The organism is Methylobacterium sp. SyP6R, assembly GCF_019216885.1.
Classification (GTDB): domain Bacteria; phylum Pseudomonadota; class Alphaproteobacteria; order Rhizobiales; family Beijerinckiaceae; genus Methylobacterium.
In genome coordinates, this window is the sequence record NZ_JAAQRC020000001.1 from 702,251 (window position 1) to 721,135 (window position 18,885).

Here is an 18,885-nt window from a genome sequence, read left to right on the forward strand (position 1 = left end):
GGTGTCGGTCCATCATCGATGGACCGACCTCGAAGGAGGGCTCCGGGGATCCCAGCGACATCTGGAGCCCTCCTTCGAGGCTGCTGCAAGCAGCAGCACCTCAGGATGAGGTCGCGGGTGGAATCACTGCTTCCGTCGATCCGTCGCGATCCCTCGTCGCAGCCTCCTCCCGGGCCCGGTCCCGCACCAGCTCCTCCGGCACCAGAGTCGCCGCATCCTGGCGGGCCGCCAGGGCCGCCAGCCGCACCGGCCGGTACTCCCAGGCATCGACCCCGACATCGCAGGAGCGGGTGGTGTCCGGCAGCGTGCCGTGGGTGTGGCCGTAGAGGTGGCGGGTGCCGCGCCACAGGCCGGGCCAGGCCCGGTGGGCGTAATGCGCCAGGAACAGCCGCCACTCGCGGCCCTCCTCCCGCAGAGTGACCCGCGCGCTCTCCACCGGCGGATCGGCCCAGGGCAGGTCGAGGACGCGGTTGCTGTCGTGGTTGCCGCGCACCAGGCGCTTGATGCCGTTCAACCGTGAGAAGATCGCCGCGCAATGCGCGCGCTCGGCATGGGCGGCGAAGTCGCCGACATGCCAGACCTCGTCCTCGGGCCCGACGACGGCGTTCCAATGAGCCACCAGGGTTTCGTCGTGATGGTCGATGGAGGTGAACAGGCGGCCGCGCTGGCGCAGGATGTGGCTGTCGCCGAAATGCGTGTCGGCGGTGAAGAAGACGGCCATGCCCACCCGGTGCGCCAGCGTGACGGATGCGGACAAGATGGGGCGGCCGGCGCCGCCGGCACGGGACGGATCGCCGCGTCGGCTTTTCGCGAAGCCGGCGGGAATACCCCGCCGGACAGGATTCTCGTCGCTTTCCGATCGGTCGCTTTGCGATGCCGAACGCGTATCAGTAGTTCCGGCCCGCGCCGTAGCCGTAGCCGTCGCGCGGGCGCACCCGGGCGCCGTAATCGACGTCGCGCTGGGCGTTTCGCTTGGCCAGCGCCCGGCCGGCAAGGCAGCCCGCCACGGCGCCGACGACCCCGCGCTCGGCCAGGTAATGCCCGGCGATGCCGCCGATGATCGCTCCCTTGATGCAGCCCTTCGCCTCCGCCGCGCCGACGCCCACCAGCGTCACGACCGCCACCAAAGCCGCCCTCGCCACATTGCGCATGATGCCTCCTCGCAGTCTCGCGACCTATTCAACGGCCAGGCTCGGCCACCGTTCCGTGGCGGCAGGTTCCGGAAGGGAGCGGCGGCGGGTGCCGCCCCGGCCGGCAGAGGCGTGGCAGGCTTGACCTTTCCCGGCTTGACCCAGACGGTGGTCAACGATTCTTTACCGGCGGCCGTTATGACAGCACGGCTGACCCGCCGAGGTGACATGTCAGAACCAGGCAGCCAGGAACCGGGCTCCGACATGCCGCGCCGTGGCGACGGTCCGGACCTGCGCGCCTCGATCCGGCGCGACCAGCTCGAGGCGGTGCGCCGCAGCGTGCAGCAGGCCATGCCGGTCAACGCGCTGCTCGGCGCCACCGGGGCGCTGGTCGCCGCCCAGGCCGGCCACGGGCGTGCGGGCCTCGCCTGGTTCGCGGTGTCGTCGCTCGTCAACCTCACCCGGTTCGGCCTGTGCCGGGCGCCCTGCCTCGGCCTTGCCGCCCCCGAGGGCTCGCCGCCGGACCAGGCCCGGGCCGCCGCCGGCGCGGTCGACCGGCACCTGCAGCTCGCCACCCTGGCGGCGTTCCTGTCGGGCCTCGTCTGGTCCCTGGTGGCGCTCCTGTGCGACGGCTACACCGCGCCCCAGACCCTGTTCTACCTCGTCGTCGTCTGCGGCATCACCGCCGGGGCCGTCACCCACGGCATGGCCTACGCGGCGATTCCCGCGAGCTTCATCACGCCGCCGCTCCTGACGGTGGCCGGCTGCCTCGCCTGGACCGGCGGCTTCGACCGGACCTGCCTCGCCCTCACGGTGCTGCTCTACCTCGCGGCGCTCCTGCGCAGCGCCATCGAGACCGAGCGGGGCTTTCGCCGGACCTCCCGGCTGAAGAACGAGGCCACGGCGCTCGCCCGCGCCCGCCACGAGGCGCATGCGGCGGCAAGCAGCCTCGCCGACGAGATGCGCCGGCGCGCCACCCACGATGCCCTCACCGGGCTGATGAACCGGGCCGGCTTCGCGCAAGCGGCGGAAGCGCGGATCCGCCGGCCCGGACCGGCGCCCTGCCTGATGCTGCTCGACCTCGACGGCTTCAAGTCGGTCAACGACGTCTACGGCCACTCGACCGGCGACCGGGTGCTGGCCGAGGTGGCGCAGCGCCTGCGCCGGACCCTGCCGCCGGAGGCGCTGGCGGCCCGTTTCGGCGGCGACGAGTTCGCGGTGCTGTACGACCCCTGCGCCGGATGGCCGCCCGCCGACCTGGCGGCGGCCCTGATCGGGGCGGTGGTCGAGCCGTTCGAGAGCTTCGATGCCGGCCGCCTCGGCGTCAGCATCGGCCTGTGCCACGCCCACGGGCCCAGCCTGACCCAGATGCTGAGCTGCGCCGACGACGCGCTCTACGCCGCCAAGGCCGCCGGGCGGAACCGCTTCCGGATCTTCGACGAGGGCCTGCGCCGTCGCCTGGAGATGCGGCGCGACAGCGAGCGCGACCTCTCGCACGCCCTCGCCGAGACCGGCCTCGCGGTCTGGTTCCAACCGATCTTCGGCGAGGGCGGTACCCGCATCGCCGGGCTCGAAGCGTTGGTGCGCTGGAACCACCCGGTCCATGGCTGGATCCCGCCCGGCGAGATCGTCGCCGCCGCCGCCCGGTCCGGCCTGACCGAATCGCTCCTGCGCTTCATCCTGGAGCAGGTCTGCGGCGCGATGCAGGCCTTGCGCGCCGCCGGCATCCGCGACGTCCGGGTGGCGATGAACGTCTCGCCGCGGGAGATGGCGCAGATCCCGGTCGACGAGATCGTGCTCGACCGCCTGCGGGCGCTGGGCTTGGCACCGTTGCTCCTCGAGATCGAGATCACCGAGGAGACCGCCCTCGATATCGAGGCGGTGCAGGACAAGCTCCTCGCCCTGTCCCGCGCCGGCATCCGGGTGGCCCTCGACGATTTCGGCGTCGGCTATTCGTCGCTCGCCTCCCTGCGCCAGCTGCGGGCGGGCCGGGTCAAGATCGACCGCAGCCTCGTCACCGGCCTGTCGGCCTCCGACGACAAGCGCGGGCTGGTCCAGACGGTGCTCGGCCTCGGCCGGACGCTCGGCCTCGAAGTGGTGGCCGAGGGCGTCGAGACGGCGGACGACCTCGCCACCCTGCGCGCCCTCGGCTGCCCGTTCCTCCAGGGCTACCATCTCGGCCGGCCGGTCCCGGCCGACCAGGCGCTCCGCCAGGTCCTGGCCCACCGCACGGATGCGGCCTGACCCTTTCGGATATCCTCCGCGCGGAGATCATGCGCGCGACTGGCCGCCGGGCTAGTCTTCCCGAGCCTCCGACTTCGTCCGCTCGCCAAACGACAGGCCGCTCATGTTCCCGAAGCCCCACGCCGCGCTCACGCCGAACACCTTCGCGTTCGAGAGCCTGCCGCTCGTCGCGCCCACGGGGTTTCGCGAGTACGATGCCCGCTGGCTGTTTCCGAAGGACCTCAACCTGATGGGGGTCCAGGCGCTGGGCCTCGGCCTCGGCACGCTCGTCCACGAGCTCGGCGTGCGCCCCGACATCGTCACCGGCCACGATTTCCGCGCCTACTCGGCATCGATCAAGCTGGCACTCATCGCCGGCATGCAGGCCGCGGGCCTGCGGGTGCAGGATATCGGCCTCTGCCTCTCGCCGATGGCCTATTTCGGCCAGTTCGCCCTCGATTGCCCCTGCGTGGCGATGGTCACCGCCTCGCACAACGACAACGGCTGGACCGGCGTGAAGATGGGCGCCGAGCGCCCGATGACCTTCGGCCCGGCCGAGATGGGCCGCCTCAAGGAGATCGTGCTCTCGGGCGAGTTCCGGTACCGCGACGGTGGCGGCTATCGCTTCGTGCCCGATTTTTCGAAGACCTATCTCGACGACCTGATGTCCCGGGCGCGCCCGCTGACCCGCAAGCTCAAGGTCGTGGCCGCCTGCGGCAACGGCACGGCGGGCGCCTTCGCGCCCGGGCTGCTGGAGCGCCTCGGCTGCGAGGTGGTGCCGCTGGATGTGGAAGCCGACGCCACCTTCCCGCGCTACAACCCGAACCCCGAGGACATGGCGATGCTGCACGCCATCGCCGACACCGTGAAGGCCACCGGCGCCGATGTGGGTCTCGGCTTCGACGGCGACGGCGACCGCTGCGGCGTGGTCGACGAGAAGGGCCACGAGATCTTCGCCGACAAGGTCGGGGTGATGCTCGCCCGCGACCTCTCGCTTCAATATCCCGATGCCCGCTTCGTCGTCGACGTGAAGTCGACGGGCCTCTTCGCTTCCGATCCGGAGCTGAAGGCGCGCGGCGTCGAGACCGACTATTGGAAGACGGGCCATTCCTACATCAAGCGCCGGGTCAACGAGCTGAACGCGCTGGCCGGGTTCGAGAAATCGGGCCACTTCTTCTTCAACGCGCCGGTGGGCCGCGGCTACGACGACGGGCTCCTCACGGCGATCGCCGTGATCGAGATGCTCGACCGCAACCCGGACAGGAGCCTGTCGCAGCTCTACGCTGCGCTCCCCACCACCTTCGGCTCGCCGACGATGTCGCCGCATTGCGCCGACGAGGAGAAGTACGGCGTGGTCGAGCGGGTGACGGCGCGCTTCCGGGAGATGCACGAGCGCGGTGAGACGCTCGGCGGTGCGGCGATCACCGGTCTCGTCACGGTGAACGGGGTGCGGGTCTCCACCGCGGACGGCACCTGGGGCCTGGTACGGGCCTCCTCGAACAAGCCGGAGCTGGTCGTGGTGGTCGAGAGTCCGGTCTCGCGGGCGCGGCTGGAGGAGATGTTCCGGGCGGTGGACGGCGTGCTGCGCGAGAACCCGCAGGTCGGCACCTACAACCAGACGATCTGACGGCGTCCGCGCTTCCCCGCCGCAACCGATGGGCTTAGGTCTCTCCTCGTACCGCGCACCCGCCGAACGGGCGCCGGCCGGGAGGAGACCCACCGATGCAACCGATTCTCGACGCCTACGACGCCCGCGCCATCCTGCCGGAGGATGGCTGCGCCGGAGCGCTGGCCGGCCGGATCTGGCGGCCGGAGCTGAACGGGCCGAGCGTCGTGGCGGTGCGGCCGGGCGCCGGCGGCGCACCGGACCTCGTCGACATCACCCGGGCCTTCCCGACCATCCGCGACCTGTGCGAGACGCCCGATCCGGCGGGCGCCCTGCGGGGAGCCGCGGGCGAGACGGTCGGGGCCCTCGACGCGGTTCTGGCCAACACGCCCCCCGACACCCGCGACCCGTCGAAGCCCTGGCTGCTTGCCCCCATCGACCTCCAGGCGGTCAAGGCCGCCGGCGTGACCTTCGCGGTCTCGATGCTGGAGCGGGTGATCGAGGAGCGGGCCCGGGGCAACCCGGACGCCGCGGCGGCGATCCGCCAGGAGGTCGGGCGGCTCGTCGGCGACGACCTGCGCCGGCTTAAGCCCGGCTCGCCCGAGGCGATGGCGCTGAAGGCCGTGCTGGTGGCGCAAGGCGCCTGGAGCCAGTATCTCGAGGTCGGCATCGGCCCCGACGCCGAGATCTTCACCAAGGCCCAGCCGCTCTCCTCCGTCGGCTGCGGCCAGGAGGCGGGGCTGCATCCGGGCTCGCAATGGAACAACCCGGAGCCCGAGGTCGCCCTGGTGGTGGCCTCCGACCAGCGCATCGTCGGGGCGACGCTCGGCAACGACGTCAACCTGCGCGATTTCGAGGGCCGCTCGGCCCTGCTCTTGGGCAAGGCCAAGGACAACGCCGCCTCCTGCGCGCTGGGCCCGTTCCTGCGCCTGTTCGACGACGGCTTCTCCCTCGACCATGTCCGCCGCACGGTGGTGAGCCTGGAGGTGACGGGCGACGACGGATTCAAGCTCGCGGGCACCTCGGCCCTGTCGGAGATCAGCCGCGACCCGGCCGACCTCGTCGACGCGATGATGGGCGGGACCCACCAGTATCCGGACGGCGCGGTCCTGTTCCTCGGCACGATGTTCGCGCCGGTCGAGGACCGGGGCGCACCGGGCCAGGGCTTCACCCACAAGGTCGGCGACCGGGTGGTGATCCGCAGCCCGGCGCTGGGGGCGCTGGTCAACCGCATGCGCCATTGCCAGGATTGCGAGCCCTGGACCCTCGGCGCGGCGGCGCTGATGCGCAACCTCGCCGCCCGCGGGCTGCTGCACGGCTGAGAATCCGGTCGCAGGCCTTCACGCCGTGACATTACCGTCACGGAAACCGTAGACCCCTGTCCCGGGCAAGCGTGGCCGGTTGCCAGGAATATAGCAATGGCTATACCTGGCTGCCGGACCAGGACGGGGAAGCGGCGATGCGGTGCGTGGGCGGAGCGGGATTCGGGGTGGCGTTGGGGCTCTGCGCCGGCATGGCGGCGGCGGCCGACCTGCGACCGCCCGCCCCCGCTCTTGCGCCTGCCCCCGCCGACGGGCCGGCCTTCGTCGACTGGTCCGGCCCCTATCTGGGGATCGAGGGCAGTGCCGGAGCCTCGTTCGGCAATTACCGCTTCGGGCCGAGCACCGTCGGCGGCCGGACGATCCCGGCCTTCCAGAGCGGCGATTCGACGAGGCGCTCGGATACCGGCCGCACCGCCACGACGGCGGTCGGCGGCCTGTTCGGCGGCTACAACTGGCAGACCGGCCCCTACCTCTACGGAATCGAGGCCGACCTCTACGGCGCCAACCTCAAGCGTCCGGTCCCCTCGACCGCGCTGGGCTTCGGCTACGAGGACGTCGATCCGGCCTTCAGCGTGATCCGGGGCAAGACCGATCTCTACGGGGCCGTGCGCGCCCGCCTCGGCTATTCGTTCGAGAGCTACCTCGTCTACGCCACCTTCGGGCTCGCGGGCGCCGATGCGCGGGTGCTCGCGACCTACCCGGATGCCGCCGGGACGATGGCGACGGCGCGCAAGGACCTGTCCTTCCTCGGCTTCACCCTCGGGGCCGGCGTGCAATACGCCATTACCCCGAACCTCGCGCTCGGCCTCGACTACCGCTACATCGATCTCGGCCGCTCCGGCCGGTTCGATCTCGGCACCGTGCCGGGCCTCGGGCCGGTCTCGACCCAGGCCGCGTTCTCGTCGCACCAGATGATGGCGCGGCTGTCCTGGTATCCCTACGGCCTCAAGCTGCCGGCGGAAGTGGCCGAGGACGCCCCGGCCAGCCGCGACACCGGCCGCTACTCGTTCCACGGCCAGACCACCTTCGTCAGCCAAGGCGTGCCGGGCTTCCGCGCGCCCTATCGCGGCGAGAACAGCCTGGTGCCGAACCAGGTCCAGTCCACCACCACCGCGACCCTGTTCCTCGGCGTGAAGCTGACCGACAGCACCGAACTCTACTACAACCCGGAATTCTCCCAAGGCTTCGGCCTGTCGCGCACGCTCGGCGTCGCCGGCTTCGTCAACGGCGAGGCCCAGAAGGCCGGCGCGCCGTTCCCGAAGCTGCGCTCCAACCGCTACTTCATCCGCCAGACCTTCGGGCTGGGCGGCGCCACCGAGGACGTGCCGGACGGCGTCAACCAGGTGGCGATGACCCGCGACGTCGAGCGGATCTCGGTCGTGGCCGGCAAGTTCGCGCTCGGCGACTTCTTCGACGGCAACGTCTACGCCCACGACCCGCGGGTCGACTTCATGAACTGGTCGATCTGGGGCTCCTCGGCCTGGGACTTCCCGGCGAACCTCCCCGGCTTCACGCAAGGGCTGATGGTCGAGTACAACCGGCCGGACTTCGCCATCCGGGCCGCCTACACCCAGGTGCCGAAGGAGCCGTCGAACGACGTGCTCGACCCGCGGGTCTTCCAGCGCGCCGGCACCAACATCGAGTTCGAGGAGCGCCACGTCCTGCCGGGCCTCGACCAGCCGGGCAAGCTGCGCATCGGCCTGTTCAGCAATGTCGGCAACACCGCCAATTACCGCCAGGTGGTCGACCTGACGCGGAGCGGGATCTACGACGACATCAACGACGCAGCCGCCGCGACCCGCCGGCCCCGGCGCAAGACCGGCGCCTACATCAACCTGGAGCAGGCCCTGACGCCGGATCTCGGCCTGTTCGCCCGGGCGAGCCTCTCGGACGGGCGCAACGAGAGCCTCTCCTTCACCGATGTCGATCGCTCGATTTCTGGCGGGCTCTCGCTCAAGGGCACCGCCTGGGAACGGCCGAGCGACACGGTCGGCATCGGCGGAGCGATCAACGGCCTGTCGCCGTCGCACCGGGCCTTCTTCGCCAATGGAGGCCTCGGCCTGCTCATCGGCGACGGGCGGCTCAACTACGGCACCGAGCGCGCCTTCGAGACCTACTATGCCATGAGCCTCACCAAGGCGGTCACGGTGTCGTTCAACTACCAGCTGGTCGTGAACCCCGCCTATAACCGCGACCGCGGCCCGGCCAACTTCTTCGGCACCCGCCTGCACGCCGATTTCTGAGGGCCTGTTTGACCAGATTCATCTGCTGAAAACTGAGAGTGAGCACGAAATATCCTGCCCACTCACCTCATCCTGAGGTGTCGGCGATCGGAGGTCGCACATCAGGTTGAGGTCGTGAAAAGGGGATGATGCACTCGTCTAGCGAAGCCGCTCCCGCTCCCGCCCGGCCTCGATGATCGAGCGGATCCGGGCGGCCATCGTCTCGATGGAGAAGGGTTTGGTCAGCACCGCCATGCCGGGGCTCAAGGTCCCGCTGCCGAGGATGGCGGTCTCGGCGTAGCCGGTGATGAGCAGCACCTTGAGGTTCGGCCGGGTCTCCCGGGCCGCCTCGGCCATCTGGCGGCCGTTCATCCCGCCGGGAAGGCCGATATCGGTGACGAGGAGATCGATCCGCACGTCGGAGCGCAGCACGCGCAGGCCCGCCGCGCTGTCGCCGGCCTCGATCGCCGTGTAGCCGAGGTCTTCCAGGATGTCGGTGACGAGCATCCGCACGGTCGGCTCGTCGTCGACCACCAGCACGGTCTCGCCGCCCGCGGAGCGCGGCAGCGGCGCGGTCGTCCCGGTCTCGTCCTCGCCCGGCACCGCGCCGGCGTGTCGCGGCAGGTAGAGGCTGACGGCGGTGCCCTCGCCGATCCGCGAGGCGATGCGCACCTGCCCGCCGGATTGCTGCGCGAAGCCGTAGATCATCGACAGGCCCAAGCCCGTGCCCTCGCCGATCGGCTTGGTGGTGTAGAACGGCTCGAACACCCGGGCGATCACCTCCGGGCTCATGCCGGTCCCGGTATCGGTCACGCGCAGGCGCACGTATTCGCCTTGCGGCATGTCGTGCCGGCGGGCGGTGGGGGCGTCGATCGTCCGGTTGGCGGTCTCGACGGTGATGCGCCCGCCGTCGGGCATCGCGTCGCGGGCGTTGATGCAGAGGTTGAGGAGCGCGTTCTCGAGCTGGGACGGATCGACCAGGGCCGGCCAGGCGTCGGGCGCCTCGGCCACCTCGAGGGCGATGCCGGGCCCCACCGTCCGTTGGATCAACTCCTGCATCCCTCGCGCCAGCCGGCCGACATCGGTGGGACGCGGGTCGAGGGTCTGGCGGCGCGAGAAGGCGAGGAGCCGGTGCGTCAGCGCCGCGGCGCGCTTGGCGGCGCCCTGCGCGGCCGCCATGTAGCGCTCCACGTCGGTGAAGCGCCCCTGCGCGAGCCGCGTCTGCATCAGCTCCAGCGAGCCCGAGATGCCGGCGAGCAGGTTGTTGAAGTCGTGGGCGAGGCCCCCGGTGAGCTGGCCCACCGCCTCCATCTTCTGCGACTGGCGCAGGGCCTCCTGCGTCGCCGCCAGCTCGGTCTCGGCCCGCAGCCGGTCGGAGATGTCCTTGGCGAAGTGGAACGCGCCGATCACCCGGCCCTCGCCGTCGCGCAACGGCGAGTAGGACACCTCCCAGGCGGGCTTCGCCAGGTCCGGATCGCCGAATTCCTCGGTCACCGTGTAGCTTTCGCCGGTGAGCGCCCGGGCCATGAAGCCGCGCATCACCGGGGCCTGGTCCGGCGGGAAGAGATCGGGAAACACCTCGCCGATCCGCACCCGGTGGCCGAAGATCCGGTAGAATTCCTCGCTATGGGCCTGGTTGAAGGCGATCAGCCGGTACGCGGTGTCGAAGGCGCAGATCGGGTCGGCGCTCGACTGGACGATGTCGCCGTAGAGGCGCAGCTCCGCCGTGCGGTCGGCGACCTGCCGGCCGAGCGAGAGGGTGAGGTCGCGCGAGGCGGCCTCGGCCTCCTTGCGTTCGGTGATGTCGGTGGCGGCGCCGTACCATTCGGTGATCCGGCCGTGCTCGTCGAGCACCGGCACCGCCCGGGAGGAGGCCCAGCCGACCGCGCCGTCGGCGAGGTAGACCCGGTGCTCGAGGCTGTAGGAGGTCTTGGTGCGGATCGCGCGCTCGGCCTCGGCCCGTACGGCCGGGCGGTCCTCCGGCGGGATGTAGGTCTCGATCCAGTCGGTGCTGGCCGACGTCGTGTCGGCCAGGAAGTCGCCGCCGGAGAGCTGGTACAGCCGGCTCCAGTCGGCGCTGATCCGGTAGCGCACCTCGGACGAGGAGCGCACCAGGGCGTCCAGCATCTGCTCGCGCCGGCGCAGGGCCTCGCCGAGGTCGCGCAGCCGCTCGCGCTCCAGCGTCACGTCGAATTGCGAGGCGAAGAAGTAAGTGAGCGTGCCGTCCTCGTCGAAGACCGGCGAGATCAGCAGCCGGTTCCAGAACCGCTCGCCGTTCTTCTTGTGGTTGAGGAGGTCGATCTCGATCGCCACGCGGCGCTCGATCGCGTCGCGGATTTTTTCCACGTCGGCGCGGTCGGTCTCTGGCCCCTGCAGGAAGCGGCAATTCTGCCCCAGCACCTCGGCGCGAGTGTAACCGGTCAGTTTGGTGAAGGCGGCGTTGGCGAAGACGATCGGATTGTCGGGCCGGTGCGGATCGGTGATCAGCATCGGCATCCGCGTCGCCCGCACGGCGGCGGCGAACGGGTCGTGGCTCGGGGTCGAGCGACCGATCTCGGCGTCGATACGGTCGGTTTCGCGGCGATCCGTCACTGAATTCCCGTCGTCCCCTCGCGACCTCCGGCGGTCCCCGACCACCCGGAGCGGGGCCTAGCACAGCCGGGCCCGGCGGGGCATGGATTCTCTTTGCACCGCGGCAAAGCGCGCGGGGTGTCGCAGGGCGTCACCCCGATGCGGCGCTCGGCTCGCAGGCGTGCCGACAAGTCCGGATCGTCGGCACTTCCCACCCACGACCTCATCCTGAGGTGTGAGCGAAACGAGCCTCGAAGGAGGGCTCCAGAGATCGCCAAGACACTGGAGCCCTCCTTCGAGATCAGTCGATCTTCGATGGTGTGCGATCTCCGATCGCCGACACCTCAGGATGAGGTGAGAGGGTGGGATACCTCGATTCTGCCGAAATATATGAGTGAAGATATTGCTCGCGCGAGGTCTCACGCCACGTCGAGGCCGAGATCGACGATCGGGGCGCTGTGGGTGATCCAGCCGGTCGAGATCAGGTCGACCCCGGAGGACGCCACGGCGCCGACCGTCTCGCGGGAGATCCGGCCGGACGCCTCGCTGACCGCCCGCCCGTCGATCATCGCCACCGCGCGGCGCAGGGTGTCGGGCGTCATGTTGTCGAGGAGCACGGCGTCGGCGCCGACCGCCAGGGCCTCGTCGAGCTGCGCCAGGGTATCGACCTCGACCTCGATCTTCACGAGATGCCCGACGCCCGCCCGCGCCCGCCGGATCGCCGGTCCGACGCCGCCCGCCACCGCGACGTGGTTGTCCTTGATCAGCACCGCGTCGTCGAGGCCGAAGCGGTGGTTCGCCCCGCCGCCGGCGCGCACCGCGTGCTTCTCCAGGCTGCGCAGGCCCGGCGTGGTCTTGCGGGTGCAGACGATGCGCGCCTTGCCGTGCGGGCGGGCCGCCTCGACCAGCGAGGCGGTGGCGGTCGCCACCCCGGAGAGCCGGCAGAGCAGGTTGAGGGCGACGCGCTCGGCCGAGAGGATCGCCCGGGCCGGCCCGTCGAGGGCGATCACCGCCTCGCCCGGGGCGATCGGGCTGCCGTCCGGCCGCAGCACCCGGACCCGGATTGCCGGGTCGAGGAGCTCGAAGGCGAGCAGGGCGGTCAGCGTGCCCGCCACGATGCCGGACTGGCGGGCGACGATGGCGCCGGAGAACCGCGCCTCGGCCGGGACGATGCTGTCGGTGGTGAGGTCGCCGGCCCGGCCGAGATCCTCCAGGAGGGCGGACCGGACGATCGGCTCGACCATCAGGCGCGGCAGGGGCGGAACAAGGGTGGCGTCGGTCATGGGACGTCCTGGAGAAGGGCGGGTCGGGGAGCCGCGTCCGCGACGGACAGGGCCTGGGACAGGGTGATCTCGGTGTGCCGCGGGACGCGCTGTTCCGGATGGTCGGCCCGCCAATGGGCGCCGCGGCTCTCCCGGCGCTCGAGGGCGGCGGCGGCGACGAGAAGGCCGGCCACCGCCTCGGCCGATCCGGCCTGGGCCAGGGCGGCGAGGCGCCGGACCGCCCGGGCGAGCCCCGCCTCGTGGCGCACCAGCCCGACCTCAGCCTCCATCAGGGTGCGGATCTCCGGCAGGGCGTCCGGCCTGGAGCAGGGGAGCGGTCCGGAGACCCGCCCGATGCCGGCGGGGGCCGTGGCCTGGATGTCCGCCGCGATTCCGGGCGCGAAGGCCATCGCCTCGAGGAGCGAGTTGCTGGCGAGGCGGTTCGCCCCGTGCAGGCCCGTCGCGGCGACCTCGCCGCAGGCCCAGAGGCCCGGAAGCGAGGACCGGCCCCGCCCGTCCACCCGGACGCCGCCCATGTGGTAATGGGCCGCCGGCCGCACCGGGATCGGCTGCACGGCCGGGTCGAGGCCGGCCGCCCGGCACAAGGCCGCCACCGTCGGGAAACGCCGCGCCACGTCGAGGCGGCGGGCGTCGAGGAAGACCGCCTCGCCGCGGGAGGTGCGCGTCGCGATCGCCCGGGCGACCACGTCCCGCGGCGCCAGCTCGGCCCCGGCGATGCCCGCCATCACGCGGCCCCCCGCGGCATCGATCAGGACCGCGCCCTCGCCGCGCAGGGCCTCGGTGGCGAGCGGCAGGGGGCCCTCGCTCCGGGTCGCGATCGCCGTCGGGTGGAACTGCACGAACTCGACGTCGCGCAGGACCGCCCCCGCCCGGGCCGCCAGGGCGAGGCCGGAGCCGACGGCGCCGGCCGGGTTGGTGGTCGTCCGATACAGCCCGCCGAGCCCGCCCGTCGCCAGCACCACGGCGCGGGCCGGCAGGGGGAGGGGGCCGGTGGCGGTCTTTGCGACGAGGCCGGTCACCCGGCCCGCCGCGTCCTGCATCAGGGCGGAGGCCCGCCCGACCACGACGGTGATCGACGGACACGCCAGTGCCGCCCGGGCGAGCACCGCCAAGACCGCCGCGCCGGTGGCGTCGCCCCCCGCCTTGACGATCCGGCGCCGGCCATGCGCCGCCTCGAGACCGAGCGCCAGCCCGCCATCGGCCCCGCGGTCGAAGGCGAGGCCGAGACCGGTGAGCCAGTCCACCAGCCCGGGCCCGGCCTCGGCGACGCCCCGCGCCACCTCCGGATCGCTGAGGCCCGCCCCCGCCGCCAGGGTGTCGGCGGCGTGCAGGGCTGGATCGTCGTCACGGCCGATCGCCGCCGCGATCCCGCCCTGCGCCCAGGCCGTCGCGGTCTCCTCGCCCAAAGGCGCGGCGCTGAGCAGCGTAACGGGGAGGGGCGCGAGCCGCAGGGCCGTGGCGAGGCCGGCGACGCCGGCCCCCACCACGACGACGCGATCCCGGCTCACGCCCGCACTGCCAGCATGCGCTCGACCGCCCGGCGGGCCGGCGCGATCAGGTCGTCCGGCACCGTGACCTCGTGGGTCATCGTCTCCAGGCTGCGCCGGATCTTGCCTAAGCTCATCCGTTTCATATGCGGGCAGAGATTGCACGGCTTGACGAAGGCCACGTCCGGATTGCGGACGGCCAGGTTGTCGGCCATCGCGCATTCGGTGATCATCACCACCTGCGCCGGCCGGCGGGTCTCGACGTAATCCTGCATCGCCGCGGTCGAGCCGGAGAAATCGGCCTCCGCCACCACGGCGGGCGGGCATTCCGGGTGGGCGAGCACGGTCACGCCCGGATAAGCCTCGCGCGCCTCGCGGATATCCTGCGCGGTGAAGCGCTCGTGCACCTCGCAATGGCCGGCCCAGGTCAGGATCTCGATGTGGGGCAACTCGGCCTGGACGTTCTGCGCCAGGTACTCGTCGGGGATCATCAGCACCCGGTCGACGCCGAGGGATTCGACCACGGCTCGGGCATTGCCGGAGGTGCAGCAGAGGTCGGATTCCGCCTTCACGGCGGCGGAGGTGTTGACGTAGGTCACCACCGGCACGCCGGGATAGCGCCGCCGCAAGGCGCGGACATCCGCCGCCGTGATCGACTCCGCCAGGGAGCAGCCGGCCGCCGGATCCGGGATCAGCACGGTCTTGCCCGGGTTCAGGATCTTGGCCGTCTCGGCCATGAAGTGCACGCCGGCGAGCACGATCACGTCGGCATCGGTGCGCGCGGCCTCGCGGGCGAGTGCCAGGCTGTCGCCGACGATGTCCGCCACGGTGTGGAAGATCTCCGGCGCCTGGTAATTGTGGGCCAGCACCACGGCGTTGCGCTCGCGCTTGAGCGCCCGGATCGCCGCCACGTCGCCGGCGAGCGCCGGCCACTCGATCGCCGGCACGTGGTGGCGCACCCGCGCATAGAGCTCCGCTTCCGGCAGTGCGGCTGCCCCTCCGGTCATCGCGTTCATTCCGGCCTCCCAGGATATGCTCATAATGAGCATTTACCCGGCTAGGCTATTTCGGCGCTTCGGTCCTGTCCAGATATGCTTCATGTGAGCATAAGTGCGGCATGCCGCCACGCTTTGCGGTCCAGGCGCTCCGTTCAGGCGAGGCGACCGGCCGACAGGCGCAGGCCCGGGGCGGGGCGTTCCAGCAGCACCTCCCGGCGGAACCGCATCAGCCGGGCGGGCCGCCCGCCGGTCTCGGCGGTGATCGCGTCGGTCTCCTCGACGAGGCCCTGCTGGGCGACGAGGCGACGAAAGTTCTGCTTGTGCAGGAGGATGCCCGATAGGGCCTCGACCACGCGCTGGAGCTGGCCGAGGGTGAAGGCGGGCGGCATCACCTCGAACACCACCGGCCGGTACTTGATCTTGCCGCGCAGGCGCCCGAGCGCCGTGGCGAGCATGCGGCGGTGATCGAGGGCCATGGCCCGGCCGGCGAGGGCATCGGCGGCGCCGGCCTCCGGCACGAGGCCGGCCTCGAACAGCAATTCGTAGCGCTCCAGCACCCGCTCCTCGTTCCAGCCGCTCCCGGCGCTCCCGAAGGTCAGGCCGATCCGGTCGAGGCGGCGGCGCTGCTCCTCCGGGTCGGGCGTGGCGGCGGCCCAGGCTTCCAGCCGGGTCTGGAGCGCGTCGAGGGCGGGCGGACGCCCGGCGCGCCAGTCCTCGTAGGGGAAGTAGCGGTACCAGCATTGCCAGGCCGAATCGGCCGCGGGCCGCGCCTCGCGCACCAGGGCCAGGTAGGCGACCGAGAGGGCGTGCCGGCCGCCATCGCCCGTCCCCGGCCGGCGGTTGCGGTCGCCGAAGGTGTAGAGCTGCTCGACATAGCCGAGGGTCTGGCCGGTCTGGCGCTCGACCCAGGCGCGCAGGCCCCGCTCCAGCGTCGGGTGGGCCGGTTCCAGCGGGCCGGCGGGGAGGCCTTCTTCCCGGCCCTCGGGCTGGCCGGCCACCGGCACGGTAAGCACCCGCGGCTCGTCGAGCGTCGCCGCCAGGATCACGGCGGCAAGGCCCACCAGGGGGAACGCCATGCCCGGCTCCGCCTCGGTCATCTCCGGTCATCCCCTGCGATCCGCCGGGGCCTTAGCATGGCTTGCCGCGGATGCCAGACCGGTTGTCAGCGCTCTGCGTTCGGATGTCCGCCGCCGGCGACCCTCGCCACGCCCTCGGCGCAGGTCCGCATCGCCCGTAAAACCGTCTCGGCCGGCAGGGACTCGAACCGGTAGCGCGGCAGGCTGACGCTGATGCAGCCGAGCACCCTGCCCCCGGCACCCCGCAGGGCCCGGCCGTAGCAGCAGATGTCGAGCTCGTTCTCCTGCAGGTCGAGGGAATGGCCGCGCTCCCGCGTCTCGGCGATGGCGCGGCGCAGACGCTCGCGGTCGGTGAGGCTGTGGGGCGTGCGCGCCGGCAGGGCGAGCCGGTCCAGCACGGAGGCGAGTTCGGCTTCGGGCAGGGTGGCGAGCCAGGCCTTGCCGACGGCACTCGTATGCAGCGACACCCGGGTGCCGATGCGCGAGGCCATGCGCACGGTGCGGTGGCTCTCGAGCTTGTCGATATAGACCATCTCGCCGAAATCCGGCACCGCGAGATGCACCGTCTCGTCGAGGTCGTCGCGCAGGCGGGCGAGCGGCTCCCGCGCCGCTTGGCGCAGGAGCGAGCCGTCGAAGGCGCGGAAGGCCAGGCTGACGAGGCGCGGGCCGAGGCGCAACGCCCCGTCCTCGTCGGTCAGCAGGCCTTCCGCCACCAGGGCGGCGGCGATGCGGTGCACCGTCGGCCGTGGCAAAGCCGTGTCCCGGGTCAGGCGGGCCACCGTCGCGTCGTCGGGAGCGTCCGCCACCGCCTGGAGCACCCGCATGAACTTGCCGAAGGCGGCAGTGCCCGGCACGTCGGGGCGAAGGAGCGCCCGGGCGTCGTCGTCGGAACCCATGCGGGACTGGATCCTCTCCCGTGACCTCAAGCGACGAGGTAGCCGCCATCGACCGGCAGCACCACCCCGGTCATGAAGGCGGCGGCCGGGCTCGCCAGGAAGGTCACCGCTGCCGCGACATCGGCGGGCGTGCCCCAGCGGCCGAGCGGCGTGCGCGACAGGATCGGCCCCGCCCGGGCCGGATCGTCCTGGAGCGCCTGCGTCAGGGGCGTGGCGATCCAGCCCGGGGCCACCGCGTTCACCCGGATGCGATCCGGCGCGTACGCGATGGCGAGGGACTTCGTCAGCTGCGCCACGCCGCCCTTGCTGGCGCTGTAGGCCGGCACCAGCCCGCCGCCGAAGAACGACAGCATCGAGGCGGTGTTGACGATTGCACCGCCGGTCTCCGCCAGCTTCGGGCGCGCGGCGGTGCAGACCCGCATCGTGCCGGTGAGGTTCACCGCCAGCACTTCCTCGAACACCTCCGGCCGGTGCTCGTCGCCGCGCCGGATGATGCCGGCGCAATTGACCACGATGTCGAGCCGGGAGCACGCCCCGACCAGGGCGGCGACGGCCTCGCCGTCGGTGACGTCGAGCTCGTGCGCCGTGAGCGCGAGGTCTTTGGGGATCGCGTAGGCCGCGGCACCGATCCCGGCGGCGTGGACCCGGGCGCCGAGGCGTGCGAGCGCCTCGGCGATGCCGGCGCCGATGCCCGAGGTGGCGCCGGTGACGAGGGCGGTGCGGCCCTGAAGCAGGTCGGGAAGGAAGGTCATGCCGTACGCTCGCTGCGGATCAGGGTCTCGCCGCCTTCGAGGGGTTTCCGCACCAGGACGATGTAGGCGACAGCCGCCAGCACCGCGACCGCGGCGGCGGCGAGCAGCGCGTTGACGTAGGAGCCGGTGCCCTGGACGATGTAGCCGGTGATCACCGGCGCGAACGACCCGGCGAAGTAGCCGCCGAAATTCTGGATGCTGCCGAGCGAGGCGACCTGGCGCTTGGGCACCGCGACGCTCACCATCATCCAGGCGGCCCCGCTCGCCATGTTGATGAAGAACATCGCCAGGCAGATATAGACTACGGCCATCGTCACGCTCGGGGTATAGGCCGCCGGCACCGTGAAGGCGCCGCCGCCGAGCAACCCGACGCAGACCGGCCATTTGCGGCTGGCGACGATGCCGGCGCCGCGGGCGAGCAGCCGGTCGGCGGCCTGGCCGGCACAGAGCATGCCCAGCGTGCCGAACACGTAGGGAATCGCCACCACCCAGCCGGTGCGGGCGACGCTCAGGCCCCGCTCGTGCTCGAGATAGGAGGGCAGCCAGGTCAGGTAGAGCCAGACCATGTAGATGACGCCCATGAAGCCCAGGATCATGCCCCAGGTGGTGGCGTGCGCAAACAGCCCCCGCCACTCCGAGAAGGTCATCTGCCGGGCCGGCGGCTCGGGGGCCGCCCCTTCGTCGAGATGGGCATTCTCCTGCGGCGTCAGCGCCACCTCGGCCCTGTTGCGGTAGACGAGGTACCAGCCGACCGCCACCACGATGCCGACGAGACCGGTGACGACGAACATCCAGCGCCAGCCGAGCCCCAGCATCATCGCGGTCAGGAGCGGCGGGGCGATGCAGGGCCCGATGCAGGACGAGGCGACGAAGATGCCGGTCGGCGTGCCGCGCTCGCGAACTGAGAACCATTCGCTCACCGTCTTGGCGCCGGCGGGAAATTGCGGTGCCTCGCCCAGGCCCAGCACGGCGCGCGCCAGCACGAATTGCTGGAAATTGGCGACGAAGCCGGAGACGAGCTGCGCCAGCGACCAGAAGAACATGCCGGCCCCCAGCATGATCCGCGAGCCGATCCGGTCGAGCAGCGCGCCGACCGGCAATTGCGAGAAGGCATAGGCCAGCGAGAAGGCCGAGAGCAGCCAGCCCATCTCGGCGGGGGAAAGGGCCATCTCGTCGCGGATCGCCGTGTTGGCGATCGAAAGCGCCGAGCGGTCGACGTAGTTGATGATGCCAGCGGCGGTCAGGAACGCGACGGCGATCCACTGGATGCGGCGCAGGCGCGGTGATTTGATGTATGTTGCAGTGCCGGACGACATCGC

General features: G+C 71.7%; 14 protein-coding genes. 4 read left to right on the plus strand and 10 right to left on the minus strand.

Features of this window, described 5'->3' with window-relative positions; translation table 11 throughout:
- Window positions 1–100 precede the first annotated feature (100 nt).
- Complete coding sequence (locus HBB12_RS03165) at window positions 101–721, minus strand: metallophosphoesterase family protein (protein ID WP_236992644.1); 621 nt, start codon at window positions 719–721, stop codon at window positions 101–103.
- Between the two features lie 166 nt (window positions 722–887).
- Window positions 888–1,151, minus strand: a complete 264-nt coding sequence (locus tag HBB12_RS03170; RefSeq protein WP_236988030.1) for a hypothetical protein — start codon at window positions 1,149–1,151, stop codon at window positions 888–890.
- A gap of 243 nt (window positions 1,152–1,394) precedes the next feature.
- On the opposite strand from HBB12_RS03170, the gene HBB12_RS03175 reads away from it, so the two are divergent.
- The 4 genes from HBB12_RS03175 to HBB12_RS03190 all read left to right on the plus strand — a co-directional run bounded on the left by HBB12_RS03175 (window position 1,395) and on the right by HBB12_RS03190 (window position 8,524).
- Window positions 1,395–3,374, plus strand: a complete 1,980-nt coding sequence (locus HBB12_RS03175; protein WP_236988031.1) for a putative bifunctional diguanylate cyclase/phosphodiesterase — start codon at window positions 1,395–1,397, stop codon at window positions 3,372–3,374.
- Between the two features lie 103 nt (window positions 3,375–3,477).
- Window positions 3,478–4,980: a phosphomannomutase/phosphoglucomutase gene (locus HBB12_RS03180; protein WP_236988032.1), complete on the plus strand. Its 1,503-nt coding sequence runs from the start codon at window positions 3,478–3,480 to the stop codon at window positions 4,978–4,980.
- 95 nt (window positions 4,981–5,075) lie between these two features.
- Complete coding sequence (locus tag HBB12_RS03185; RefSeq protein WP_236988033.1) at window positions 5,076–6,281, plus strand: fumarylacetoacetate hydrolase family protein; 1,206 nt, start codon at window positions 5,076–5,078, stop codon at window positions 6,279–6,281.
- 137 nt (window positions 6,282–6,418) lie between these two features.
- On the plus strand, window positions 6,419–8,524 hold the full coding sequence (locus HBB12_RS03190; protein ID WP_442919219.1) for a carbohydrate porin: 2,106 nt from the start codon (window positions 6,419–6,421) through the stop codon (window positions 8,522–8,524).
- A gap of 138 nt (window positions 8,525–8,662) precedes the next feature.
- Here HBB12_RS03190 and HBB12_RS03195 read toward each other — a convergent pair whose 3' ends face one another.
- The 8 genes from HBB12_RS03195 to HBB12_RS03230 all read right to left on the minus strand — a co-directional run bounded on the left by HBB12_RS03195 (window position 8,663) and on the right by HBB12_RS03230 (window position 18,882).
- Window positions 8,663–11,095, minus strand: coding sequence for a PAS domain S-box protein (locus tag HBB12_RS03195; RefSeq protein ID WP_236988034.1), 2,433 nt, complete (start codon window positions 11,093–11,095; stop codon window positions 8,663–8,665).
- Window positions 11,096–11,493: 398 nt separating this feature from the next.
- Complete coding sequence (nadC, locus tag HBB12_RS03200) at window positions 11,494–12,357, minus strand: carboxylating nicotinate-nucleotide diphosphorylase (protein WP_236988035.1); 864 nt, start codon at window positions 12,355–12,357, stop codon at window positions 11,494–11,496.
- Complete coding sequence (locus HBB12_RS03205) at window positions 12,354–13,865, minus strand: L-aspartate oxidase (RefSeq protein WP_236988036.1); 1,512 nt, start codon at window positions 13,863–13,865, stop codon at window positions 12,354–12,356. The genes nadC and HBB12_RS03205 overlap by 4 nt, the downstream gene beginning before the upstream one ends.
- Window positions 13,862–14,860, minus strand: a complete 999-nt coding sequence (gene nadA / locus HBB12_RS03210; protein WP_236988037.1) for a quinolinate synthase NadA — start codon at window positions 14,858–14,860, stop codon at window positions 13,862–13,864. The genes HBB12_RS03205 and nadA overlap by 4 nt, the downstream gene beginning before the upstream one ends.
- Before the next feature lie 134 nt (window positions 14,861–14,994).
- A complete protein-coding gene (locus HBB12_RS03215) occupies window positions 14,995–15,939 on the minus strand; it encodes an NUDIX hydrolase (RefSeq protein WP_236988038.1) in 945 nt (314 codons plus the stop codon).
- A 65-nt stretch (window positions 15,940–16,004) separates the two neighbouring features.
- A complete protein-coding gene (locus HBB12_RS03220) occupies window positions 16,005–16,814 on the minus strand; it encodes an IclR family transcriptional regulator (protein ID WP_236988039.1) in 810 nt (269 codons plus the stop codon).
- A gap of 26 nt (window positions 16,815–16,840) precedes the next feature.
- Entirely contained in the window at window positions 16,841–17,566 is a 726-nt protein-coding gene (locus tag HBB12_RS03225; protein ID WP_236988040.1) for an SDR family NAD(P)-dependent oxidoreductase, read from the minus strand.
- The gene (locus tag HBB12_RS03230) at window positions 17,563–18,882 is read right to left on the minus strand and encodes an MFS transporter (protein ID WP_236988041.1); all 1,320 of its coding nucleotides are present in this window, start codon (window positions 18,880–18,882) and stop codon (window positions 17,563–17,565) included. Before HBB12_RS03230 ends, HBB12_RS03225 begins: the two co-directional genes overlap by 4 nt.
- Between the last annotated feature and the right edge of the window lie 3 nt (window positions 18,883–18,885).